This is a genomic window from Sutcliffiella tianshenii, from assembly GCF_016908565.1.
Classification (GTDB): Bacteria; Bacillota; Bacilli; order Bacillales; family Bacillaceae_I; genus Sutcliffiella_A; species Sutcliffiella_A tianshenii.
The window spans coordinates 22,224-39,127 of the sequence record NZ_JAFBED010000016.1 but is presented as its reverse complement, the minus strand read 5'-3'; the positions used below and the strand labels follow the sequence as shown (position 1 = coordinate 39,127).

The 16,904-nt window shown below is 41.6% G+C and carries 17 protein-coding genes and 2 riboswitches; of the genes, 6 read left to right on the top strand and 11 right to left on the bottom strand.

Annotated elements, in window-relative coordinates:
* Positions 1 to 22 precede the first annotated feature (22 nt).
* Positions 23 to 128: riboswitch (SAM riboswitch) on the bottom strand.
* A gap of 89 nt (positions 129 to 217) precedes the next feature.
* Positions 218 to 1,390: a pyridoxal phosphate-dependent aminotransferase gene (locus JOC95_RS20180; RefSeq protein ID WP_204419768.1), complete on the bottom strand. Its 1,173-nt coding sequence runs from the start codon at positions 1,388 to 1,390 to the stop codon at positions 218 to 220.
* 123 nt (positions 1,391 to 1,513) lie between these two features.
* On the opposite strand from JOC95_RS20180, the gene JOC95_RS20175 reads away from it, so the two are divergent.
* Entirely contained in the window at positions 1,514 to 2,296 is a 783-nt protein-coding gene (locus tag JOC95_RS20175; RefSeq protein ID WP_204419766.1) for a carbon-nitrogen family hydrolase, read from the top strand.
* A gap of 110 nt (positions 2,297 to 2,406) precedes the next feature.
* On the opposite strand, the gene cspD is transcribed toward JOC95_RS20175, so the two are convergent.
* On the bottom strand, positions 2,407 to 2,604 hold the full coding sequence (gene cspD / locus JOC95_RS20170) for a cold-shock protein CspD (RefSeq protein ID WP_010192350.1): 198 nt from the start codon (positions 2,602 to 2,604) through the stop codon (positions 2,407 to 2,409).
* Between the two features lie 343 nt (positions 2,605 to 2,947).
* Positions 2,948 to 3,104: riboswitch (SAM riboswitch) on the top strand.
* 97 nt (positions 3,105 to 3,201) lie between these two features.
* Between cspD and mtnK the strand changes: the two genes are divergently transcribed.
* Both mtnK and mtnA read left to right on the top strand, forming a co-directional pair.
* Entirely contained in the window at positions 3,202 to 4,395 is a 1,194-nt protein-coding gene (gene mtnK, locus JOC95_RS20165; RefSeq protein ID WP_204419764.1) for an S-methyl-5-thioribose kinase, read from the top strand.
* Positions 4,396 to 4,401: 6 nt separating this feature from the next.
* Positions 4,402 to 5,448, top strand: a complete 1,047-nt coding sequence (gene mtnA, locus JOC95_RS20160; RefSeq protein WP_204419762.1) for an S-methyl-5-thioribose-1-phosphate isomerase — start codon at positions 4,402 to 4,404, stop codon at positions 5,446 to 5,448.
* 40 nt (positions 5,449 to 5,488) lie between these two features.
* Here the strand turns inward: mtnA and JOC95_RS20155 are convergent, their stop codons facing one another.
* Together JOC95_RS20155 and JOC95_RS20150 are read right to left on the bottom strand one after the other, a co-directional pair.
* Positions 5,489 to 6,067, bottom strand: coding sequence for a DUF2087 domain-containing protein (locus tag JOC95_RS20155; protein WP_204419833.1), 579 nt, complete (start codon positions 6,065 to 6,067; stop codon positions 5,489 to 5,491).
* 354 nt (positions 6,068 to 6,421) lie between these two features.
* Positions 6,422 to 8,632 (bottom strand): PAS domain-containing sensor histidine kinase, encoded by a 2,211-nt coding sequence (locus JOC95_RS20150; protein ID WP_204419760.1) that lies wholly within the window; start codon positions 8,630 to 8,632, stop codon positions 6,422 to 6,424.
* A 297-nt stretch (positions 8,633 to 8,929) separates the two neighbouring features.
* Here JOC95_RS20150 and JOC95_RS20145 point away from each other — a divergent pair, with 297 nt between their 5' ends.
* The gene (locus JOC95_RS20145; protein ID WP_204419758.1) at positions 8,930 to 10,693 is read left to right on the top strand and encodes a B12-binding domain-containing radical SAM protein; all 1,764 of its coding nucleotides are present in this window, start codon (positions 8,930 to 8,932) and stop codon (positions 10,691 to 10,693) included.
* A 2-nt stretch (positions 10,694 to 10,695) separates the two neighbouring features.
* Here JOC95_RS20145 and JOC95_RS20140 read toward each other — a convergent pair whose 3' ends face one another.
* From JOC95_RS20140 to JOC95_RS20130, 3 genes are read right to left on the bottom strand one after another with little or no spacing between them, the layout of a single operon-like run.
* On the bottom strand, positions 10,696 to 10,869 hold the full coding sequence (locus JOC95_RS20140) for a hypothetical protein (RefSeq protein WP_204419756.1): 174 nt from the start codon (positions 10,867 to 10,869) through the stop codon (positions 10,696 to 10,698).
* A 15-nt stretch (positions 10,870 to 10,884) separates the two neighbouring features.
* Entirely contained in the window at positions 10,885 to 11,040 is a 156-nt protein-coding gene (locus JOC95_RS20135; protein WP_204419752.1) for a hypothetical protein, read from the bottom strand.
* A gap of 5 nt (positions 11,041 to 11,045) precedes the next feature.
* A complete protein-coding gene (locus JOC95_RS20130) occupies positions 11,046 to 11,207 on the bottom strand; it encodes a hypothetical protein (protein ID WP_204419748.1) in 162 nt (53 codons plus the stop codon).
* Positions 11,208 to 11,287: 80 nt separating this feature from the next.
* On the opposite strand from JOC95_RS20130, the gene JOC95_RS20125 reads away from it, so the two are divergent.
* Positions 11,288 to 11,635, top strand: coding sequence for a DUF3905 domain-containing protein (locus JOC95_RS20125; RefSeq protein ID WP_204419746.1), 348 nt, complete (start codon positions 11,288 to 11,290; stop codon positions 11,633 to 11,635).
* Positions 11,636 to 11,685: 50 nt separating this feature from the next.
* Here the strand turns inward: JOC95_RS20125 and JOC95_RS20120 are convergent, their stop codons facing one another.
* Together JOC95_RS20120 and JOC95_RS20115 are read right to left on the bottom strand one after the other, a co-directional pair.
* Complete coding sequence (locus JOC95_RS20120; protein WP_204419743.1) at positions 11,686 to 12,903, bottom strand: bacillibactin exporter BcbE; 1,218 nt, start codon at positions 12,901 to 12,903, stop codon at positions 11,686 to 11,688.
* 164 nt (positions 12,904 to 13,067) lie between these two features.
* Positions 13,068 to 14,417, bottom strand: a complete 1,350-nt coding sequence (locus JOC95_RS20115) for a TrkH family potassium uptake protein (protein WP_404802023.1) — start codon at positions 14,415 to 14,417, stop codon at positions 13,068 to 13,070.
* 200 nt (positions 14,418 to 14,617) lie between these two features.
* Between JOC95_RS20115 and JOC95_RS20110 the strand changes: the two genes are divergently transcribed.
* Entirely contained in the window at positions 14,618 to 14,809 is a 192-nt protein-coding gene (locus JOC95_RS20110; protein WP_204419739.1) for an alpha/beta-type small acid-soluble spore protein, read from the top strand.
* Positions 14,810 to 14,952: 143 nt separating this feature from the next.
* Here the strand turns inward: JOC95_RS20110 and JOC95_RS20105 are convergent, their stop codons facing one another.
* Together JOC95_RS20105 and sigI are read right to left on the bottom strand one after the other, a co-directional pair.
* Entirely contained in the window at positions 14,953 to 16,032 is a 1,080-nt protein-coding gene (locus tag JOC95_RS20105; RefSeq protein ID WP_204419737.1) for an anti-sigma-I factor RsgI family protein, read from the bottom strand.
* Positions 16,001 to 16,783 carry an RNA polymerase sigma factor SigI gene (gene sigI, locus JOC95_RS20100; protein ID WP_204419735.1) on the bottom strand — a complete coding sequence of 261 codons (783 nt, stop codon included), beginning with the start codon at positions 16,781 to 16,783 and terminating at the stop codon, positions 16,001 to 16,003. Before sigI ends, JOC95_RS20105 begins: the two co-directional genes overlap by 32 nt.
* Positions 16,784 to 16,904 lie beyond the last annotated feature (121 nt).

Below are 16,904 nucleotides of genomic sequence, written 5' to 3'. Positions count from 1 at the left end.
AGAGGTTAGGCATGCTAACATCCTCTTATCTCCCAGCATATAGCTGCAAGAATTAGCACCGTGCTTATAGACATAAGTCGGTTGCCGGGTATCATCGGGCTAGTCCCTCCACCTGCTCTTGATAAGAAAACGCAATATATAAATTTTATTTAACGTTAAAATAAAGGAAATCTAACAGGAATTATGACATCCTTCCGGCCAGTTGTCAACAAACTATTCAGAAAATATCCAGTTTTTGAATTCTTCGCACCGCTTCCTTCAGACGTTCTGTACTTGTCAGCAGCCCTACACGGACATATCCTTCACCATGGGATCCGAATCCCACCCCCGGCGCAACTACCACATGAGCTTCACTTAGCAGTTTATCGGCAAATTCAGTGGATGTATATTTTTGTGGAACCTTTAACCAGGCAAAAAAAGAGCCTTTAGGCGCAGATACTTCCCAGCCGATTTCCCGAAGTCCTGAAATGAGGACTTCCCTTCTTTCAGAATATAGCTCCACCAGATCATCCACGCATTTTTGCGATTCCAACAGTGCATCAGCCGCAGCTTCCTGAACGGCTCCAAAGATACTCACATACATATGGTCCTGCAAAAGATTGACCGCCTCGATGACACTGGGGTTGCCGACAGCAAATCCTACACGCCAACCGGCCATATTATACGTCTTCGATAGCGTATAAATCTCGATTCCAACCTCTTTCGCTCCAGGGGTCTGTAGAAAGCTTATCGGCTTTTTCCCTTCAAAACCTATGGCACCGTATGCGAAATCATGCACAACGCAAATATCGTGCTTTTCCGCCAGTTCTACTGTCTCTTTAAAAAATTCCGGGGTTGCAACTGCTCCAGTGGGATTATTGGGATAGTTCAAGAACATCAGCTTTGCCTTGTCCAAAACACTTTCATCTATGGCTTCATAATTTGGTAAAAAATGATATACTTCTTCTAATGGCATATATTCCATCTCTGCTTTTGCAAGGGCTACCCCTGACCAGTAATCGGGATACCCCGGGTCTGGTACAAGAACCGTATCCCCTTCATTCAACAAGCATTGGGGAATCTCAACCAGTCCAGCTTTACCGCCGAACAGGACCGCCACTTCTGTTTTCGGATCGATCGTTACGTTGTATTCCCTTTTATAAAATGCCGCAATTGCCTCTTTAAAAAAGTCGTTGCCTCTGAATGGTGAATATTTATGATGAACGGGATTCTCCACAGCTTTTTGCAAAGAACGGACAATATGTTCAGGAGTCGGCTGATCAGGATTACCCTGACCAAGATTAATGACGTCATGACCTTCGGCTACTACCTTTCCGACCTTCTGCACCAGCGAGGCAAAGAATTGGGTCGGCAGCCGATCCAATAGTTCAGATTTTTGGAAATGTTTCATTTTGCTCACCTACTTAAAAAATTCTTGAAATCCTAGTCACAAATCATATATTGTTAAAATCAACTTGTAAAGTAATATTTTCAAATATTAAAAATAATTTATCGTCTAAAAGGGGGCCACAACATGAAATGGAAGATTGCATGCATCCAGTTTGATATCGCCTTCGGTAACCCCGAAGCCAACATAGAAAAGGTGTGCGAGCTAGTAAAAGAAGCCGGGAAAGATAACCCGGACATTATCGTCCTGCCTGAACTCTGGTCCACAGGCTATGATTTGGGGAGACTTGATAAGATTGCCGACTCTGGCGGTTTTGTTACGACCAAGTTCCTGAAATCACTCGCAAAGGAGCAAAATGCCCATATTGTCGGGGGGTCCATTGCTAAAAAGACCAATCGCGGAATTTACAACACCATGCTTACAGTCAACAAAGACGGAGAAGTTGCAGGGGAATACAGCAAGCTGCATCTTTTCCGCCTGATGGATGAGCATCATTTCCTGCAGCCAGGAAAAACGGACGGAATGTTCAAGCTGGACGGTGAGAATTGCGCTGGCTTCATCTGTTATGATATCAGATTCCCGGAATGGATCCGCGCGCATACCACAAAGAATGCCAAAGCAATATTTGTGGTTGCAGAGTGGCCTTTGGCGAGAGTCGAGCATTGGAGAACATTATTGATAGCCCGGGCAATTGAAAATCAATGCTATGTGATTGCGTGCAACCGATCTGGCTCGGATCCCAAAAATGAATTTGCCGGCCATTCGATGATTATCGATCCTTGGGGGGAAATCCTTGCTGAAGCAGGAAATGGCGCTGAAACAATCACTGCCACCATCGACTTGGCTAAGGTGGATGAGGTAAGGAAGCAGATTCCTATATTCGAGGATAGAAGACCGCAATACTATTAAAATATCGGTTTTTGGCTCCACCTTTTTGTTGAGGGTGGAGTTTTTTTACCCATAAATCCCAAAACAAAAAGGACCCCAACAAGTTGGGATCCTTTTCTATTTGGCTAGCATTATTTTGTAACGTTAGCAGCTTGAGGTCCACGAGCACCTTCAACGATTTCGAAAGAAACTTCTTGACCTTCTTCTAAAGTTTTGAAGCCTTCGCCTTGGATAGCGGAGAAGTGTACGAATACATCGTCTTGACCTTCAACTTCGATAAAACCGAAACCTTTTTCTGCATTGAACCATTTTACTTTACCTTGTAACATGTTTGTTCCTCCTTGTGGTTTACCCACGTAAATAATATTACTATTCTTGCTCTACATTCCACTTCAAGACGAAAACTTGTTTCTGACTATCCATCATGACGAACAAAAATAATAGTTTAATAATAACAGGTGATAAAATTTTTTTCAAGGTTTTATCCAAAGAATTCATACTATTCTAGTTGTTAGACCTCCGTTTTCTCGTGGCAAAAGTCTCCTTCAAAGATACAACAAAATCATAAGCTTCCAAAAAAATCATTGACAATCTTCTTTTCTACTTGGTATTATTTTCAACAAGTGATAATTTTCCAACAATTCAATACATTCGTGAGATATTTCTCACGATCTCTTATCAAGAGCAGGTGGAGGGATTTGGCCCGATGAAACCCAGCAACCGACTGTAATACTGTCGCGAGACGGGGCGTTAACTTTTAACGCCGGAACCTTGAGTTCCACAAGGCACGGTGCTAATTCCAGCAGAAATCATTTCTGGCAGATAAGAGGGGAGAAGAACAAATCTTCAAGCCTCTTTCTTATGGAAAGGGGCTTTTATTTATTCACCGCCCCTCCAATGACACTTTATACACTGGGGGAATAAACATGACAATTGCACTAAAAGAAGGCTATGAGCCGTTAACGGAAGCTACCGCTGTTCAATTAATCAAGGATTTGGGATACTTCGATGCCCACTCCTCTCTCCGATGCAAGGAAATCGGGGACGGTAACCTGAACCTTGTGTTTCACATATTGGATGAGAACGATAAAGGGATCATCATCAAACAGGCATTGCCTTATGCCAAGGTTGTAGGCGAAAGCTGGCCTTTAACCTTGCACCGGGCAACCATAGAGGGAAATTATCTTAAGAACGCGATTCCATTGGTTCAGGAGCTTGTTCCGCAAGTCCAGCATACCGATGAAGCCAAGGCATTGACCATCATGGAGGACCTTTCGCATCTGGATATTGTGAGAACAGGATTCATTTCCGGAAAAGATTACCCTATTTTATCCCAGCATATCGGAGAGTATTTGGCTAAAACATTGTTTTTCACTTCCGATTTCGGGTGTAATCAACAAGTCAAAAAAGGACTGCAGCAAGCGTTCAGCAACCCTGAGCTCTGTAAGATAACAGAAGATCTTGTTTTCACAGATCCATTTCATGTGAGCGAAACCAATGATTTTGAACCTGAACTGATCGGGACGGTCGAAACTCTTTGGGAGGATGATTCACTGAAACTAGAAGTTGCAAAGTTAAAATATAAATTCCTGACATGTGGAGAAGCCTTGCTTCATGGAGATCTTCACACAGGCAGTATTTTTGCAAATGAAACAACAACCAAAGTGATTGATCCCGAATTCGCCTTCTTCGGGCCAGTCGGATTTGATATCGGGCAATTTTTTGCAAACCTGTTATTCCAGGCCATTACCCGTTCTGACGAAAAGAAAGATATCATCCTTTTCCATCTTCATCAGGTGTGGGATACATTCATACAGACATTCACTGAGCTTTGGCAAACTGCAAGCGTGGAGCCTTTTACGAAAACAGAGGGTTATCTTGAGCATGTACTAGAAGGTTTTTTCCATGATTCAATCGGCTTTGCCGGTTGCGAACTGATCAGGCGCACAATCGGTCTGGCTCATGTTGCGGACTTGGATGGCATTGAGGATTCTTCAAGAAGGTTGGCATGTAAAGAGGTTGCGATCAAACTCGGGCGTGAACTGATATTGCAACGTTCATCCATCAGCCGTACAAATGAGATTGTACATCTATTAGAGAAAGTAAAAAGAGGAGCATAAATCACCATGACTACCCTGACAAACATACCGCTTTCCGTCGAATGGAAAGATACCCATATACGATTACTCGATCAGCAAAAACTGCCGCAGGAAACAATTTTTCTGGAATTGCGGACCATCCAGGATGTATTCGATGCGATTGTTACATTAAAAGTAAGAGGTGCCCCGGCTATCGGCATCGCGGCAGCATATGGCCTTGCCCTTTCCGCCCAAGGGTACGAGACTTCCAATATTTCTGAATTCCGGGTGCTGCTGAAAAACGACAGTGATTACCTTGCAAGCTCTAGACCGACTGCCGTCAATCTATTCTGGGCACTTGAGCGGCTTCTCTCTGCTTCAGAAAGAGCCTGTTCCGTGAATGAAGCAAAAACGATCCTAGTTCACGAAGCAATCAATATCCAGATGGAAGATGAAGCAACATGCAGGGATATAGGCGAGCATGCACTAGGCCTCTTCCAAAAAGGGAATAAAGTTCTTACCATCTGTAATGCCGGATCCATTGCAACGGCTAGATACGGAACAGCCCTTTCACCTTTCTACCTTGCAAAAGAAAGGAACTTCCCATTAAGTGTCTATGCATGCGAAACACGACCGGTTCTGCAGGGAGCAAGACTGACGGCATGGGAGCTGCAACAGGCCGGTGTGGATGTTACGCTGATTACGGATAGTATGGCTGCTCACACCATCCAATCGAAAGGAATCGACGCAATCATTGTTGGTGCAGACAGAATTACCGCAAACGGTGACACTGCCAACAAAATCGGGACATTCGGACTTGCTATACTGGCAAGGGCTTTTCAGATCCCTTTCTATGTTGCAGCCCCTCTTTCTACTTTTGACCTGTCGAAGGATACCGGAAGCGAAATCACAATCGAGGAAAGAGACCCCGAAGAAGTCACAAGTATCGGTGGAAGAAAGGTTGCCCCAGAAGGTATATCCGTCTTCAATCCTGCATTTGATGTAACACCCAATGATTTCATTACTGCCATCATTACAGAAAAAGGCGTCATAAAGGGTGATTATCTATCAAAAATCAAAGAGTTGTTTATCTGAAATGAATTAGGACATGGCGCAATTCCCTGCGCCATGTCCTTTATTTTGCCCACATCTCTTTAGGATTCAATTCATAGATTCCATTTTCTCGATACATGAAATGGTTGATGATGAACTCCCGTCTGATTGTTGCGTAATCTTCATGGAACTTCTTGATATGTTCGTTTATCTCTTTTTCTGTATATTTTTTCCCTATTACCAGATCCTTGATGATATGTTCAAAAATGATCAACTTCTTTTTTCTCTGTGCCGGAATTGTTTTCAACAAACCATTAGGCAATAAGAAATTTTGTAGTATTTGAGTTTTTTCATTATCCTTTTCCATGGTCTCCACCTCACTTCTCCCCCTGTTCAGTACATGAAACAGTGCCTCCGAATGCTGTTTCAGTGATTTTTCATTCAGAAAATAATAAATTGTATTCTTGTCCCTTCTTTCATATACGGCACTAACTTCCTTCAGTTTTGCAATGTGATGGGAAATGGTTGGTGCTTTGACACCCAACCTTTCTGCCAGCACTTGTCCACTTAAAGGTTGTTCGGCAGCCAGCAATACGAGAAGTTTAATTCTAGTTTGATCCCCCATCACCTTATGAAAACTGACCAATTTATCTAATTGCAGAGGAAACACCCTTTCAGTTTGATATGCATCTAATTAGATAATAATCAAACTAACTGATGATTTCAACCTTTTTTTGTCATTTTCTTTAAAATTGTTTCTTTTTCCTCTTCACTGATTATTTGAAGTTTCGTTAAAACATTGGTGTAAAATAAAATTTTATTACTTTTCCCCATTTTGTTTCACTCCTTCTTTTTTGCGCCGGTGCAACTTTTTTAGTGTTAGTAAATTATATGATTTAAAACGGAATTTGATACAGGTCATATAAAAGATTGTACAAAAAAATACGATAGGGGATTACCTACCGTACATTTCTTTCTATAACAATTAAATTTTATCTCTTCAGGCTTGCCTGCATCAGCTTTTAAAGGCTTGGGTGATTGGAAGGTTGATATGGAACGTGGTCCCCTTACCCAATTCACTTTCCACTTCTATGGTACCATTATGCTCTTCCACGATTTTATAGCTTACCATAAGGCCCAGGCCCGTTCCCCTTTCCTTTGTCGTGTAGAAAGGTTCCCCTAGTTTCTTTATCTTGTCCCCTGGTATGCCCAGTCCCTCATCCTTAATGGAGATCAGCATATTCCTGTTTTCCAATTGCTTCATATTGACTGTGACCGTCCCGCCCTTCGGCATCACTTCTATCGCATTTTTTAGAATATTGATAAATACCTGCTTCAACTGATTCGGCTCACAATAGACGTCTGGAAGCTGATCTTCATAGTGGCTTGCAAACTGGACATTTTCAAGTGCAGCCTGCGCACTTAATAGATCCAGCGTCTCCTGCATGATTTTGACTACGCTCTTTTGCTGATAGGAAATGGCCTGCGGTTTGGCAAGGACCAAAAATTCAGTAATGATCGACTCTATCCGTTTTAATTCGGATGTTATGACATCAAAGTACATGGCATATTGGCCATCTTCCATACTATTTTGCAATAGCTGGATAAACCCCTTCAATGCTGTCATCGGATTCCTTATTTCATGTGCGATTCCTGCAGCGAGCTCCCCAACCACTGTCAGTGTATCCGATTTGCGCAGCTGGTCCTCCATTTCACGCTTCTCCGTAATATTCCGGAATATCGTCATATGAAGACCTTCCACTACATTCTTTTTCGCCGAAAACTCGAATATTTGAGGTCCTTTCCCATAATCATGACAAAGTTCTCCACTCAATTGTTCATTCTCTTCACACTGATTCCATAGATGCTTCATTTCTTCTATACGTTCCATTGGAATATACTGCTTCAGGCATTGTGCCATCAGCTCTTCCCGTGAGAGTTCAAAGATCTTGCTTGCGTTTGGATTTGCATCAATGATCGTGCATGTATCATCCCAAAGTATGATCCCATCCATTGCGTTATTGAAAATCTTGCGGAATTTCTGTTCACTTTCCCGAAGATCTTTTTCCATCTTCCTTCGCTCACTGACATTCCTGAAAATGATCATATTATATCCATCTATGATTCCCTTGTTGGCGGTAAATTCCAAAAGCTTCTTTTGTCCATTCGGCATATGGAATTCCAGCTCTTCACGGATCTCGCCCTTTTTGTTGAACTCTTTAATGATGGTAGGCACTTTGCTTGTCCCTTTTTGGACAAACTGCTGCAGCTTCGATTTCTCCAGTTCTTCAAGAGGCAGTTCGAAAGCCCTGCTGGCAGCGGGGTTTGCACGCATAATATTCCCGAAGTTGTCCACTAGTACGATGGCATCCAATGCATGCTGGAACATTTCACGGAAGCGTTCTTCGCTTTTTTGAAGCTGCAGCTCCATATTCCGCTTTTCGGTTACATCGCGCATAATCGCCAAATAATAGTCATCATATATGTTTGCGGTGATGGTGACCTCAAATCTCTTTCTTTCCCCATTATGAAGCAGGACAGGGAGTTCACCTCTTACCCGCCCATATTTATCCAGCAAAAGCCAGATTTTCTCCACTTTATACCTCACTTCGTCTTCTACAAAATCATCCAGCTTTGCCTGTAGCAGATCCAATTTAGACATGGCAAAATTGGAACAAAAAGCAGGGTTCACATCAATGAAGAAACCCTCTTTATCAAATACGACGATGCCATCGACCGCTCTGTTGAAAACATCATGATACATCTGTTTACTTTTGTTCGTTTCATTTTCCATATTTTTTTTGGAGGTGACGTCTCTGATGATACAGATATCCAGTCCACTTTCATCAGGATTTCGCACAGCTGAATATTCCACAAATTTTACATTTCCATTATCCAGACGAAGTATCAATTCATTTTCTGTTTCGCCTAATCTATCTAATTGCGCCTCTTGATAATTCACTTCCTCTTTTGACATCAGGTCAAGGAATTCATAAAGGTTCCTTTGAAGCAAATGGTCTTTGGAAAGCTCAAACAGCTCACATGCTTTATTATTGACTTGAAAAAATTCAAGGTTTTTATTAAATAATATGATTGCGTCATTGGCGTGCTCAAAAGTAAGTTGTAAAAACATATTCTGCTTCTCCATGGTACGGAGTTTCTGCTGTAGCTCTTCCACTTTTGCTTCCAACTTTTTGGTTTCTTCCTTCACCATGTGTTGGATCATCACTCTTCCCCCATAAAAAAAGTTTTTTATTCTCTCTCCTTACAACTTCTACGCTTATCGTGAAATTCCTTTTCTTCGACACCCAAAGCAATAAAAAAGTCATTTCAGAAATATATTTGTAATATTACGAGTATTTTTGTAGATAATGGTAGGTAGTTAATGGAAGTGGTGGCATTATTAATCTGATGGAGATCCATACTGAATTCGTTACCCTGCAAGACTAATTATGATAAGATATATTAGTTATAGTTAATTTTTGAAACATGATTATTTTACTAGGAGTTTGATGGATTTAAGATGAAAATTATTGCGACAACCTTAAATGCGAAGTATATCCATACGAATCTTGCCATTCGCTATTTGAAAGCATATGCCGAACCTGAATATAAAGTGGACCTTGTTGAGTATACGATCAAGGATCCCGTCATGAACATCGTTTCAGACCTCATTCAGAAGAAGCCTGATGTTATAGGCTTCAGCTGTTATATCTGGAATATAGAAGAGACCATAAAAGTCATGAGTATGTTAAAAAAGGTAAATCCAGAACTCATCATCGTTCTTGGAGGGCCAGAGGTCACCTATGATGTTTCTTACTGGCTGGACCGCCTGTGTGATGTGGATTTCATCGTGATAGGCGAAGGGGAAATTACGTTCAAACAACTTTTGGAGCAATTAGATGGGGACAAAGACTTTTCTTCCATCAGCGGCCTTGCATATCGCAAAGACAAGGAAAAGAAAATATCTCCACAGCGCAACAAAGTAGATCTAAAGGAACTTCCTTCCCCATATCGCTTTGCGGAAGATTTATCACAGCTTGCAAAACGCGTCACTTATTTTGAAACAAGCCGCGGCTGTCCTTTCAGCTGTCAATTCTGCTTATCGTCCATCGAAGTGGGGGTTCGCTATTTTGACCGGGAAAAAGTAAAGGATGATATCCGATTTTTAATGGAAAACGGGGCAAAAACAATTAAATTTGTCGATCGTACCTTTAATATCAGCCGCAGCTATGCGATGGAGATGTTCCGTTTTCTAATTGACGAGCATAAGCCCGGCACGGTATTCCAATTTGAAATAACAGCAGATATCATGCGTCCTGAGGTTATTCAATTTTTAAACGATGAAGCCCCTGCAGGTTTGTTCCGTTTTGAAATCGGGGTACAATCCACAAACGATGCAACAAATGAGCTCGTGATGCGTAAACAGAATTTCGCTAAGCTATCAAGGACTGTGACGATGGTCAAGGAAGGCGGAAAGATTGACCAGCATCTTGACTTGATAGCGGGCCTGCCTGAAGAGAACTACGATAGCTTCAAAAATACGTTCAATGATGTATTTGCGCTCAGACCTGAGGAATTGCAGCTTGGCTTTTTGAAGATGCTACGAGGAACAGGGCTCCGAATCCGTGCCAAGGAGCATGATTATATCTATATGGATCATGCTCCTTATGAAATCCTCGGCAATAACATATTGAGCTTTGATGATATCATCAGGATCAAACAGGTGGAGGATGTTTTGGAGAAGTTTTGGAATGACCATAGGATGGATACGACCGTGGAGCATTTGGTGACGAATGTCTTCCCGACTCCTTTTGACTTTTTCCAGGACTTTGGCTCATTTTGGGATAAGCAAGGCTGGGCAAGAATCGGCCATCAGCTGGAAGATCTATACAAACGCCTATATGCCTTCCTTGAGGAATCAGACCCTAAATCGCTTAATGTAGTAGAAAGTCTAATGAAATATGACTACCTTCTTCATCAGAAATTCAAACCACGTAAGCCTTGGTGGCAGGACAAGCTGTCAAAGCAGGATCGTTCTTCATTATATCAACATCTCCTGCAGTCACCAGAAGCATTGGGGGAAAAATTCTCTGCCATGAAGCTTAACGAAAAAGAATTGTACAAACACACCATGCTTGAATCTGTTTCCTTCGATCTTTCACACTATCTGAAGACAGGTGAAATCATGGAGGCGGAAAGCTACCTGCTTGTATATTTCAATCAGTCGACTAATAGGACGGAAGTGTTTCCAATTCCGGAATCAACAATAAAAAATGCTAGCTGATGCTAGCATTTTTTATTGTTATTTTTATTTTTAGACTCGATGGCACCCTCAAATGCTTTCGCCGCATTCGGATCGCCTAACTCAGGTCCGAATTCCTCTTTCAATCTGTTTTCAGGAATCGCATGGTCCTTTTTATGGGCCTGCTTCTGCTTTTTCTGTTTTGCACCTTTGTCCATAATTATTTATCCTCCTTAACTGCCCTGTCTTCCCTTTTTCGAGTTGCGATTTGCTCCACGAATCATATCCTCTGATTGATATTCTGCTGAAAACTCTGTGTCAGGCAGACTTTCCTTCGGTGTTTTATTATTATTTTTAGCCGCATCATGTGCCACTTTTCGTTTTGCCATACTCTTCACCCCCTTGAATTAAGTTTATCTTGCCCGTTTCCGTTCTTTTCATAAGCGATTAATACAATCTCTTCCCCAAGTTGCTCCCTCATTTGGTTTTCAAGTTCTGTAATGGCCAAAAGTTTTTCTTCTGGAATGTCTGCAAAGCCATATTCCTTATTCATCATAATCAGCTCCTTATCATTTCTTACATACTTATTTATTTTATAGAAATGCTAAAACTATACCCGTTCGGAGGTGAAAATTGGTGAAGAAGAAAAATAAAGACCTTGAAAACCCGTTTATCGAGGAGACCATGCCGCATCAAATAAATTCTCCATCATTTAAAGGATCCGGCATTAAAATGCAGCCTCCTTTTGTGAATGAGCATGGTGTCGTAATCGGGGATAGCCTTTATAATTCCGAAGAATCCCCATTGAACAATTGGAGCGATGAAGTGGACCCTTCTGTCATGGCAGGAGACGAATGGGTGCATCCGACTAATGATATTGGATGGAATTCAAGCGAGAACCGCGACCTAGTGGAGAAGGCTAAGAAGCCACAAGGTGTACCCTTTACACATCCAGATAAGGATGTTAGTTACGGAAGAGACTAAAATCAAAAAGCAGCGAGAGCATAAACTCTTGCTGCTTTTCTCTTTTTCATTCAGCATTTATCAGGAGGAGTTTCCTCTCCTTTTGGAGGATCGATTCCCTTGAAGGAAATCAGCAGGGCTGCGGCACATGTACCTGCAAGGACATAGAACATCATATTGTCCGATCTTTTTATTAATAATGCGACGATCGGCGGCCCCAATGCCACGCCGATAAATCTCATCGAGCTATAAATGGATGTTATCGTCCCTCTCTCCTCTTTTTCAATCCCTTCGGTGATGAGTGCATCAAGACTCGGCAATGCCACCCCTATTCCGATGCCGCCAATAAGGAAAAGTCCCATTGTAACCCATACATTCGAAAAGAAGCTATTGGCAAATACAGCCCCGCCAAGCACCCCAATGCTGATGACGATGAGCCATTTCATCAGTACTTTATTTTTCTCGATTTTCTTTCCTGTGAGAAAAGAGGCAATGCATAGGGATGCCAATGGAACTGCCAGGAAAAGTCCCTTTTTGATTCCATCGATCTGATGCTTTTTCTCTAGCAGATCGGATAAATAAAATAAAACCCCGAATAGGACAAACATCAATACGCAACCAATAAAGAAAATGGCTAATAGCCATTTGCAGTCCTTTTTAAAGATTGCTTTCACAGCTTGAAGAAATTCTTTAAATGGCAGTGGCTCTTCTTCTTTCTTTGGAGATTTGACTAGAAAAATCATTAGTAGAATGGAAACCAGACAAAAGATCGGTATAGAAAAAAAGGGCAGGAACCATACGAATCCGGCCAATACTGCACCTAAAATCGGACTTAAAACTTTTCCGAGAGTATTCGAGGTTTCGATTATCCCTAGGTTTTTGCTTACTTCAGTGTCACTTTTGAACATATCACCGACAAGCGGCATGACAATCGGCGCTGCCCCCGCAGCTCCGACCCCCTGCAAGGTCCGACCCAAAAGTATTATCCAATAAGGGTCATCCATCTTCCAGCCTGCCCAGCCGGAAATGACCCCTCCGATTGCCGTAATGATCAAACTTGGGATGATGACAGCTTTTCTTCCCAATCGATCAGACAAGTATCCTGCAATAGGAATTAAAATAATCGCAACAATAGAATACACCGTGATAATCATACTTACCTGAAAAGAAGAAATCTTAAGCTTCTTCTCAATAGTAGGCAAAACAGGAATCAACATCGAATTACCAAGAGTCATGACCAATGGAATCGATGCCAGCGAAGCAATTGCCCATTTTTTCTCATGTTCCATCTCGCGTACCTACCTTAAATTATTTCATCCCTCTTAATATGAATCCAAAAGTCAAAAAATATTACTCTTAGGGGCCAGACCCCGGCAGGAATTTCCTCCATGACGTCGAAAAGCCAGCCACTCTTTTTTCGAGTGGCTGGCCTTAACCGTTTATGATCGTATAGTTATCCTATGATTACCCTTTCTACTGGGTAATGGTATTTAGGCGGTTTTTGCCTGCTTTCGAGGATGAATAGGAATGTAAGCAGCCCTACTCTTCCGATGAACATGAGACACATGATGACACATTTTCCGATTGTGGACAGGTCTGGGGTTATGCCCATGGAAAGCCCGGTTGTTCCGAAGGCTGAGCACACCTCGAATAGGATTTGTATCATGGTGAACGGCTCTGTGATAGTCAATATGATCACGGCTGAAGAGCAGATAAATATTGCCAGCAGTAAAACTACGAGCGATTTGATCAGATCCTCCTCATGGATTTCCCGGCGGAATAGCTTAATGCTTTTATTGCCCCGTGCAAAATGGTACAGAAACAGGATATTCAGCGCAAAGGTGGTTGTTCTTATACCACCCCCCACTGAACTTGGCGAGGCACCGATGAACATCAGTCCGCTCATGATCAGCAAGGTAGGAAGCGTAAATTCGCTCACATCCATCGTTGCGAGCCCACCGCTCCTGGTTGTAACCGATTGAAACAGGGCATAAAAAAAGGATTCATGCCAGGACATATCTTTAAAGAAGCGGCTGAATTCCAATAAAAGAATGGCAACTGTCCCAAAGGTGATCAAGCAGGCAAATGTGATTGTGGTGATTTTTGTAAAAAGGGAAAATCTGAATCGCCCACCCTTATGTGTGATAAATTCTTTGACTTCCACCAGAACGGGAAAACCGATCGCACCGGTAATGATTAGAATCATGGTGATGAATTGAACAAAGTAATCTTTTGCAAAAGGCACCAATGATTCTCCCGTGATATCAAAACCTCCGTTTGTCGTCGCACTGACAGATGCAAAAAAACCATGCAGATAGGCTTCTTGCCATGTTGGATAATAGGATAAGAAGTAAGTACCCAATGTCAATGCCCCTATGATCTCAATGGTAAGGATGAGAATCAGGATTTGTTTTATCATCTTCACAATTCCAGACAGGTTAGATTGATTTTGGTCGATCATCATCAATCTTCTTTCTTTCAATCCGATCTTCCTGCCCAGGAGCAGCCAGATGAACGTCCCGACAGCCATTACGCCGACTCCGCCAAACTGCAGAACAAAAGCCAAAATGATGATGCCCGGTACTGTAAAGGTATCGACTATACTTACAGTTGTAAGTCCAGTTACACTGACAGCGCTGACTGCAGTGAATAAGGCATTGATGAATGACCAGTCCGCCCCCTCCTGTCTGGCCACCGGCAAGCTAAGCAGGGATACAGCGACCACTACCGCAACTAAATAGAAAGTAAAGATCAACTGTGCTGGTGAAAAATGATGAATTTTATTACTGAATGCATTTTTAATTTTTATCATATGAACCCTTTCAATTTGAAACTGTTTTCTGTTCGTTTATTTTATGTACGATATGATTATGTAAAAGTTTCATAATCCTCATTATATTACATGTTTTGACTGATACTTACTAGTATTGATAGTTTCTTTTTCCTCATACTAACTATACAACTTTTCCTACAAAAGTTGTATATAAAAAAGGAGTGATTACCATGGCAAGAAGCAGCAACAAGTTATTGGTTCCTGGAATCGAACAGGCTTTAGATCAAATTAAATATGAAATCGCTCAAGAGTTTGGTGTAACTCTTGGTTCCGATACAGTATCCCGTTCCAACGGATCTGTAGGTGGAGAAATCACCAAGCGTCTAGTAGCTCAAGCACAATCTCAACTTAAAGGAAAATAGTTAAATATAATGGCAAGTCCCAGAGCTATCGGCACTGGGACTTATTTTTTTTGTAAAGGAGAGGCATGGAGAAAACAAGAAGAAAGACCCCTGTATTCAGGAGCCTTTCTGCATTTAAAATAGTATGATGGCATTAGTAAGAATCAGTGTCGTTCTTTTTCACTGTCATGATGATCTTGCTTGTTTTGACCACGGTCATTTTTTCTGTCTTCCTTATGTTGGTGCCGCTCTTCTTTTCTTTCCTCGCGTCTTTCTTCACGTTCTTGCTTTCGTTCTTCCCTTTGTTCCCGTTTATCTTCCTTCACCTGTTCACGGTATTCTTTTTTCTCTTCTTTACCAATGTTACGATCTTCTTTTCTTTGATCTTTTGTTTCTTCATGCAGATGTTTCCGCTCTTGTTTTCCTTCAGCATCTTTCGTGTCTGTGTTCGGTACTTCAAGAGTGTGTCCCGGCTTTTCAGGCTCTGTGTTCACCTTTAATTGTTCTGCCTCGACTTTGCTTGGTGCAATTTGCAGTTCTTCTGCTGCCTTTGAAGTATCTTCAGAATCGACCAATTCCGTTTTGCGCTCGTTTTGAACATATGTACCAGGTGAAACTCCATGTTTAATTGCTTCATCACGCTTTTCACTAGTAGTCTCGATGGTAGTGATACTGACATTTTCCACTTGGATATTTTTTGAAAATGAAGATAACTCATTTTGCATTTTCTTTTTCCACACCAAATTTTCACCGTCTGCCAAAACGGAGGCAATGATTATTTCCCCACCGGACTTTAAATACCCTTTTTGACGGATCAAATCCATGATATCAGAAGAGACTTTACTAAGATCTTCATTTTTCCAATCTCCCAAGAGTGGTAACAACAGCTTTGCCTCATCATTAAAGGCATCAATGGAAACAACCTGCATATTCTTATTTAGACCCAACTCCATGCTTGGATTTACATCCAAAGAAACGTACGCGTAAACTTGATTGTTTACGTATTTTGGATAGAAGGAGATAAATAATACAGCGGCAGTAAGCATTGTTATAATAGCCCACTTCATCTTGAAAAGTGCAGCCAATCTCTTCTTTTCCGCTGCCCCCTTATGCAAAGGAAAAAAAATGATTTCTTCCCCGATATCCACTTGCCCCTTTTGTTTTCTGGACTTCAAAAACTCTCCATCCGGGGTGAGCATTGTGACATAGTCGTCATGAACTTCGAGCACAATCCCTTTTTTCACTCAAAACCGCCCCTTTTAAATAATCTTTCAAATATATATAATCCCCCGATAATATAATGGATACCGCGATAATGTATTTACGGTTGCGCTCTATGGTTTTTCTGCTTACATCAACCAAGCCTTCAAGGTGTTTCATCGGCAGCATCTTCTTCTCAAAAAGATGCTTCTTCAACTCCTGATTCTGTACCAATGTATGTGCAACCTCTATAGCATTTTGGCGGGCATCCGCATGCTTTGGTGAACATTCCAGCAGATCTGAAAAGGTTAGTCCAAAATCTTTAAGGACCGTCTGATAGAAAAGAATTTCTTCTTTTCGCTGCTCCTGATCGATTTGTTTCTGGAACTCTTCTACCGATAATGTCGCTTCGATCTTATTTGAAGCATAATCATCCTGATCGACATCCTGCTCCGACATTGTGACCGTTAAATTTTTGCTTTCTTTTCTTATATAATCGATCACCCTGCGTTTGATGATCAATTCTGCAAAGGATAAAAGGGAGCTTCCCTTGTCCTTTGAGTATTTTTCGATGGCTTCATTAAAAGCAATCAATCCGATGCTGAATTCATCGTCTGTCTCATTTATATATCTCTTGCAGACGGAGGATACAGCCTTTGCGATGAATGGTTTATATTTATTGATTAATTGGTTTTGTAATTGGAAATTGCCAGCTTGAATCTCAAGCACTTCATCCTCGAGGGACTTGGTGCGTCGCTTGCCGATTTTAAAAAGTAGGCTCAGCACTGGCCTCACCTCTCTCCCTGCTTAAGGAACCATGAAAAGGATTATCCAAGATTCGTTTTATAAGCAAATATTAAGAAGGAGGCTTTTTCATTATCTTGAAAAAGACACCTTTCTATATATAAAGGTGACG

Coding starts and splice junctions, on each gene's coding strand:
- JOC95_RS20180 (WP_204419768.1), bottom strand. CDS start 1,390: ATGAAACATTTCCAAAAATCTGAACTATTGGATCGGCTGCCGACCCAA.
- JOC95_RS20175 (WP_204419766.1), top strand. CDS start 1,514: ATGAAATGGAAGATTGCATGCATCCAGTTTGATATCGCCTTCGGTAAC.
- cspD (WP_010192350.1), bottom strand. CDS start 2,604: ATGTTACAAGGTAAAGTAAAATGGTTCAATGCAGAAAAAGGTTTCGGT.
- mtnK (WP_204419764.1), top strand. CDS start 3,202: ATGACAATTGCACTAAAAGAAGGCTATGAGCCGTTAACGGAAGCTACC.
- mtnA (WP_204419762.1), top strand. CDS start 4,402: ATGACTACCCTGACAAACATACCGCTTTCCGTCGAATGGAAAGATACC.
- JOC95_RS20150 (WP_204419760.1), bottom strand. CDS start 8,632: ATGATCCAACACATGGTGAAGGAAGAAACCAAAAAGTTGGAAGCAAAA.
- JOC95_RS20145 (WP_204419758.1), top strand. CDS start 8,930: ATGAAAATTATTGCGACAACCTTAAATGCGAAGTATATCCATACGAAT.
- JOC95_RS20140 (WP_204419756.1), bottom strand. CDS start 10,869: ATGGACAAAGGTGCAAAACAGAAAAAGCAGAAGCAGGCCCATAAAAAG.
- JOC95_RS20135 (WP_204419752.1), bottom strand. CDS start 11,040: ATGGCAAAACGAAAAGTGGCACATGATGCGGCTAAAAATAATAATAAA.
- JOC95_RS20130 (WP_204419748.1), bottom strand. CDS start 11,207: ATGATGAATAAGGAATATGGCTTTGCAGACATTCCAGAAGAAAAACTT.
- JOC95_RS20120 (WP_204419743.1), bottom strand. CDS start 12,903: ATGGAACATGAGAAAAAATGGGCAATTGCTTCGCTGGCATCGATTCCA.
- JOC95_RS20110 (WP_204419739.1), top strand. CDS start 14,618: ATGGCAAGAAGCAGCAACAAGTTATTGGTTCCTGGAATCGAACAGGCT.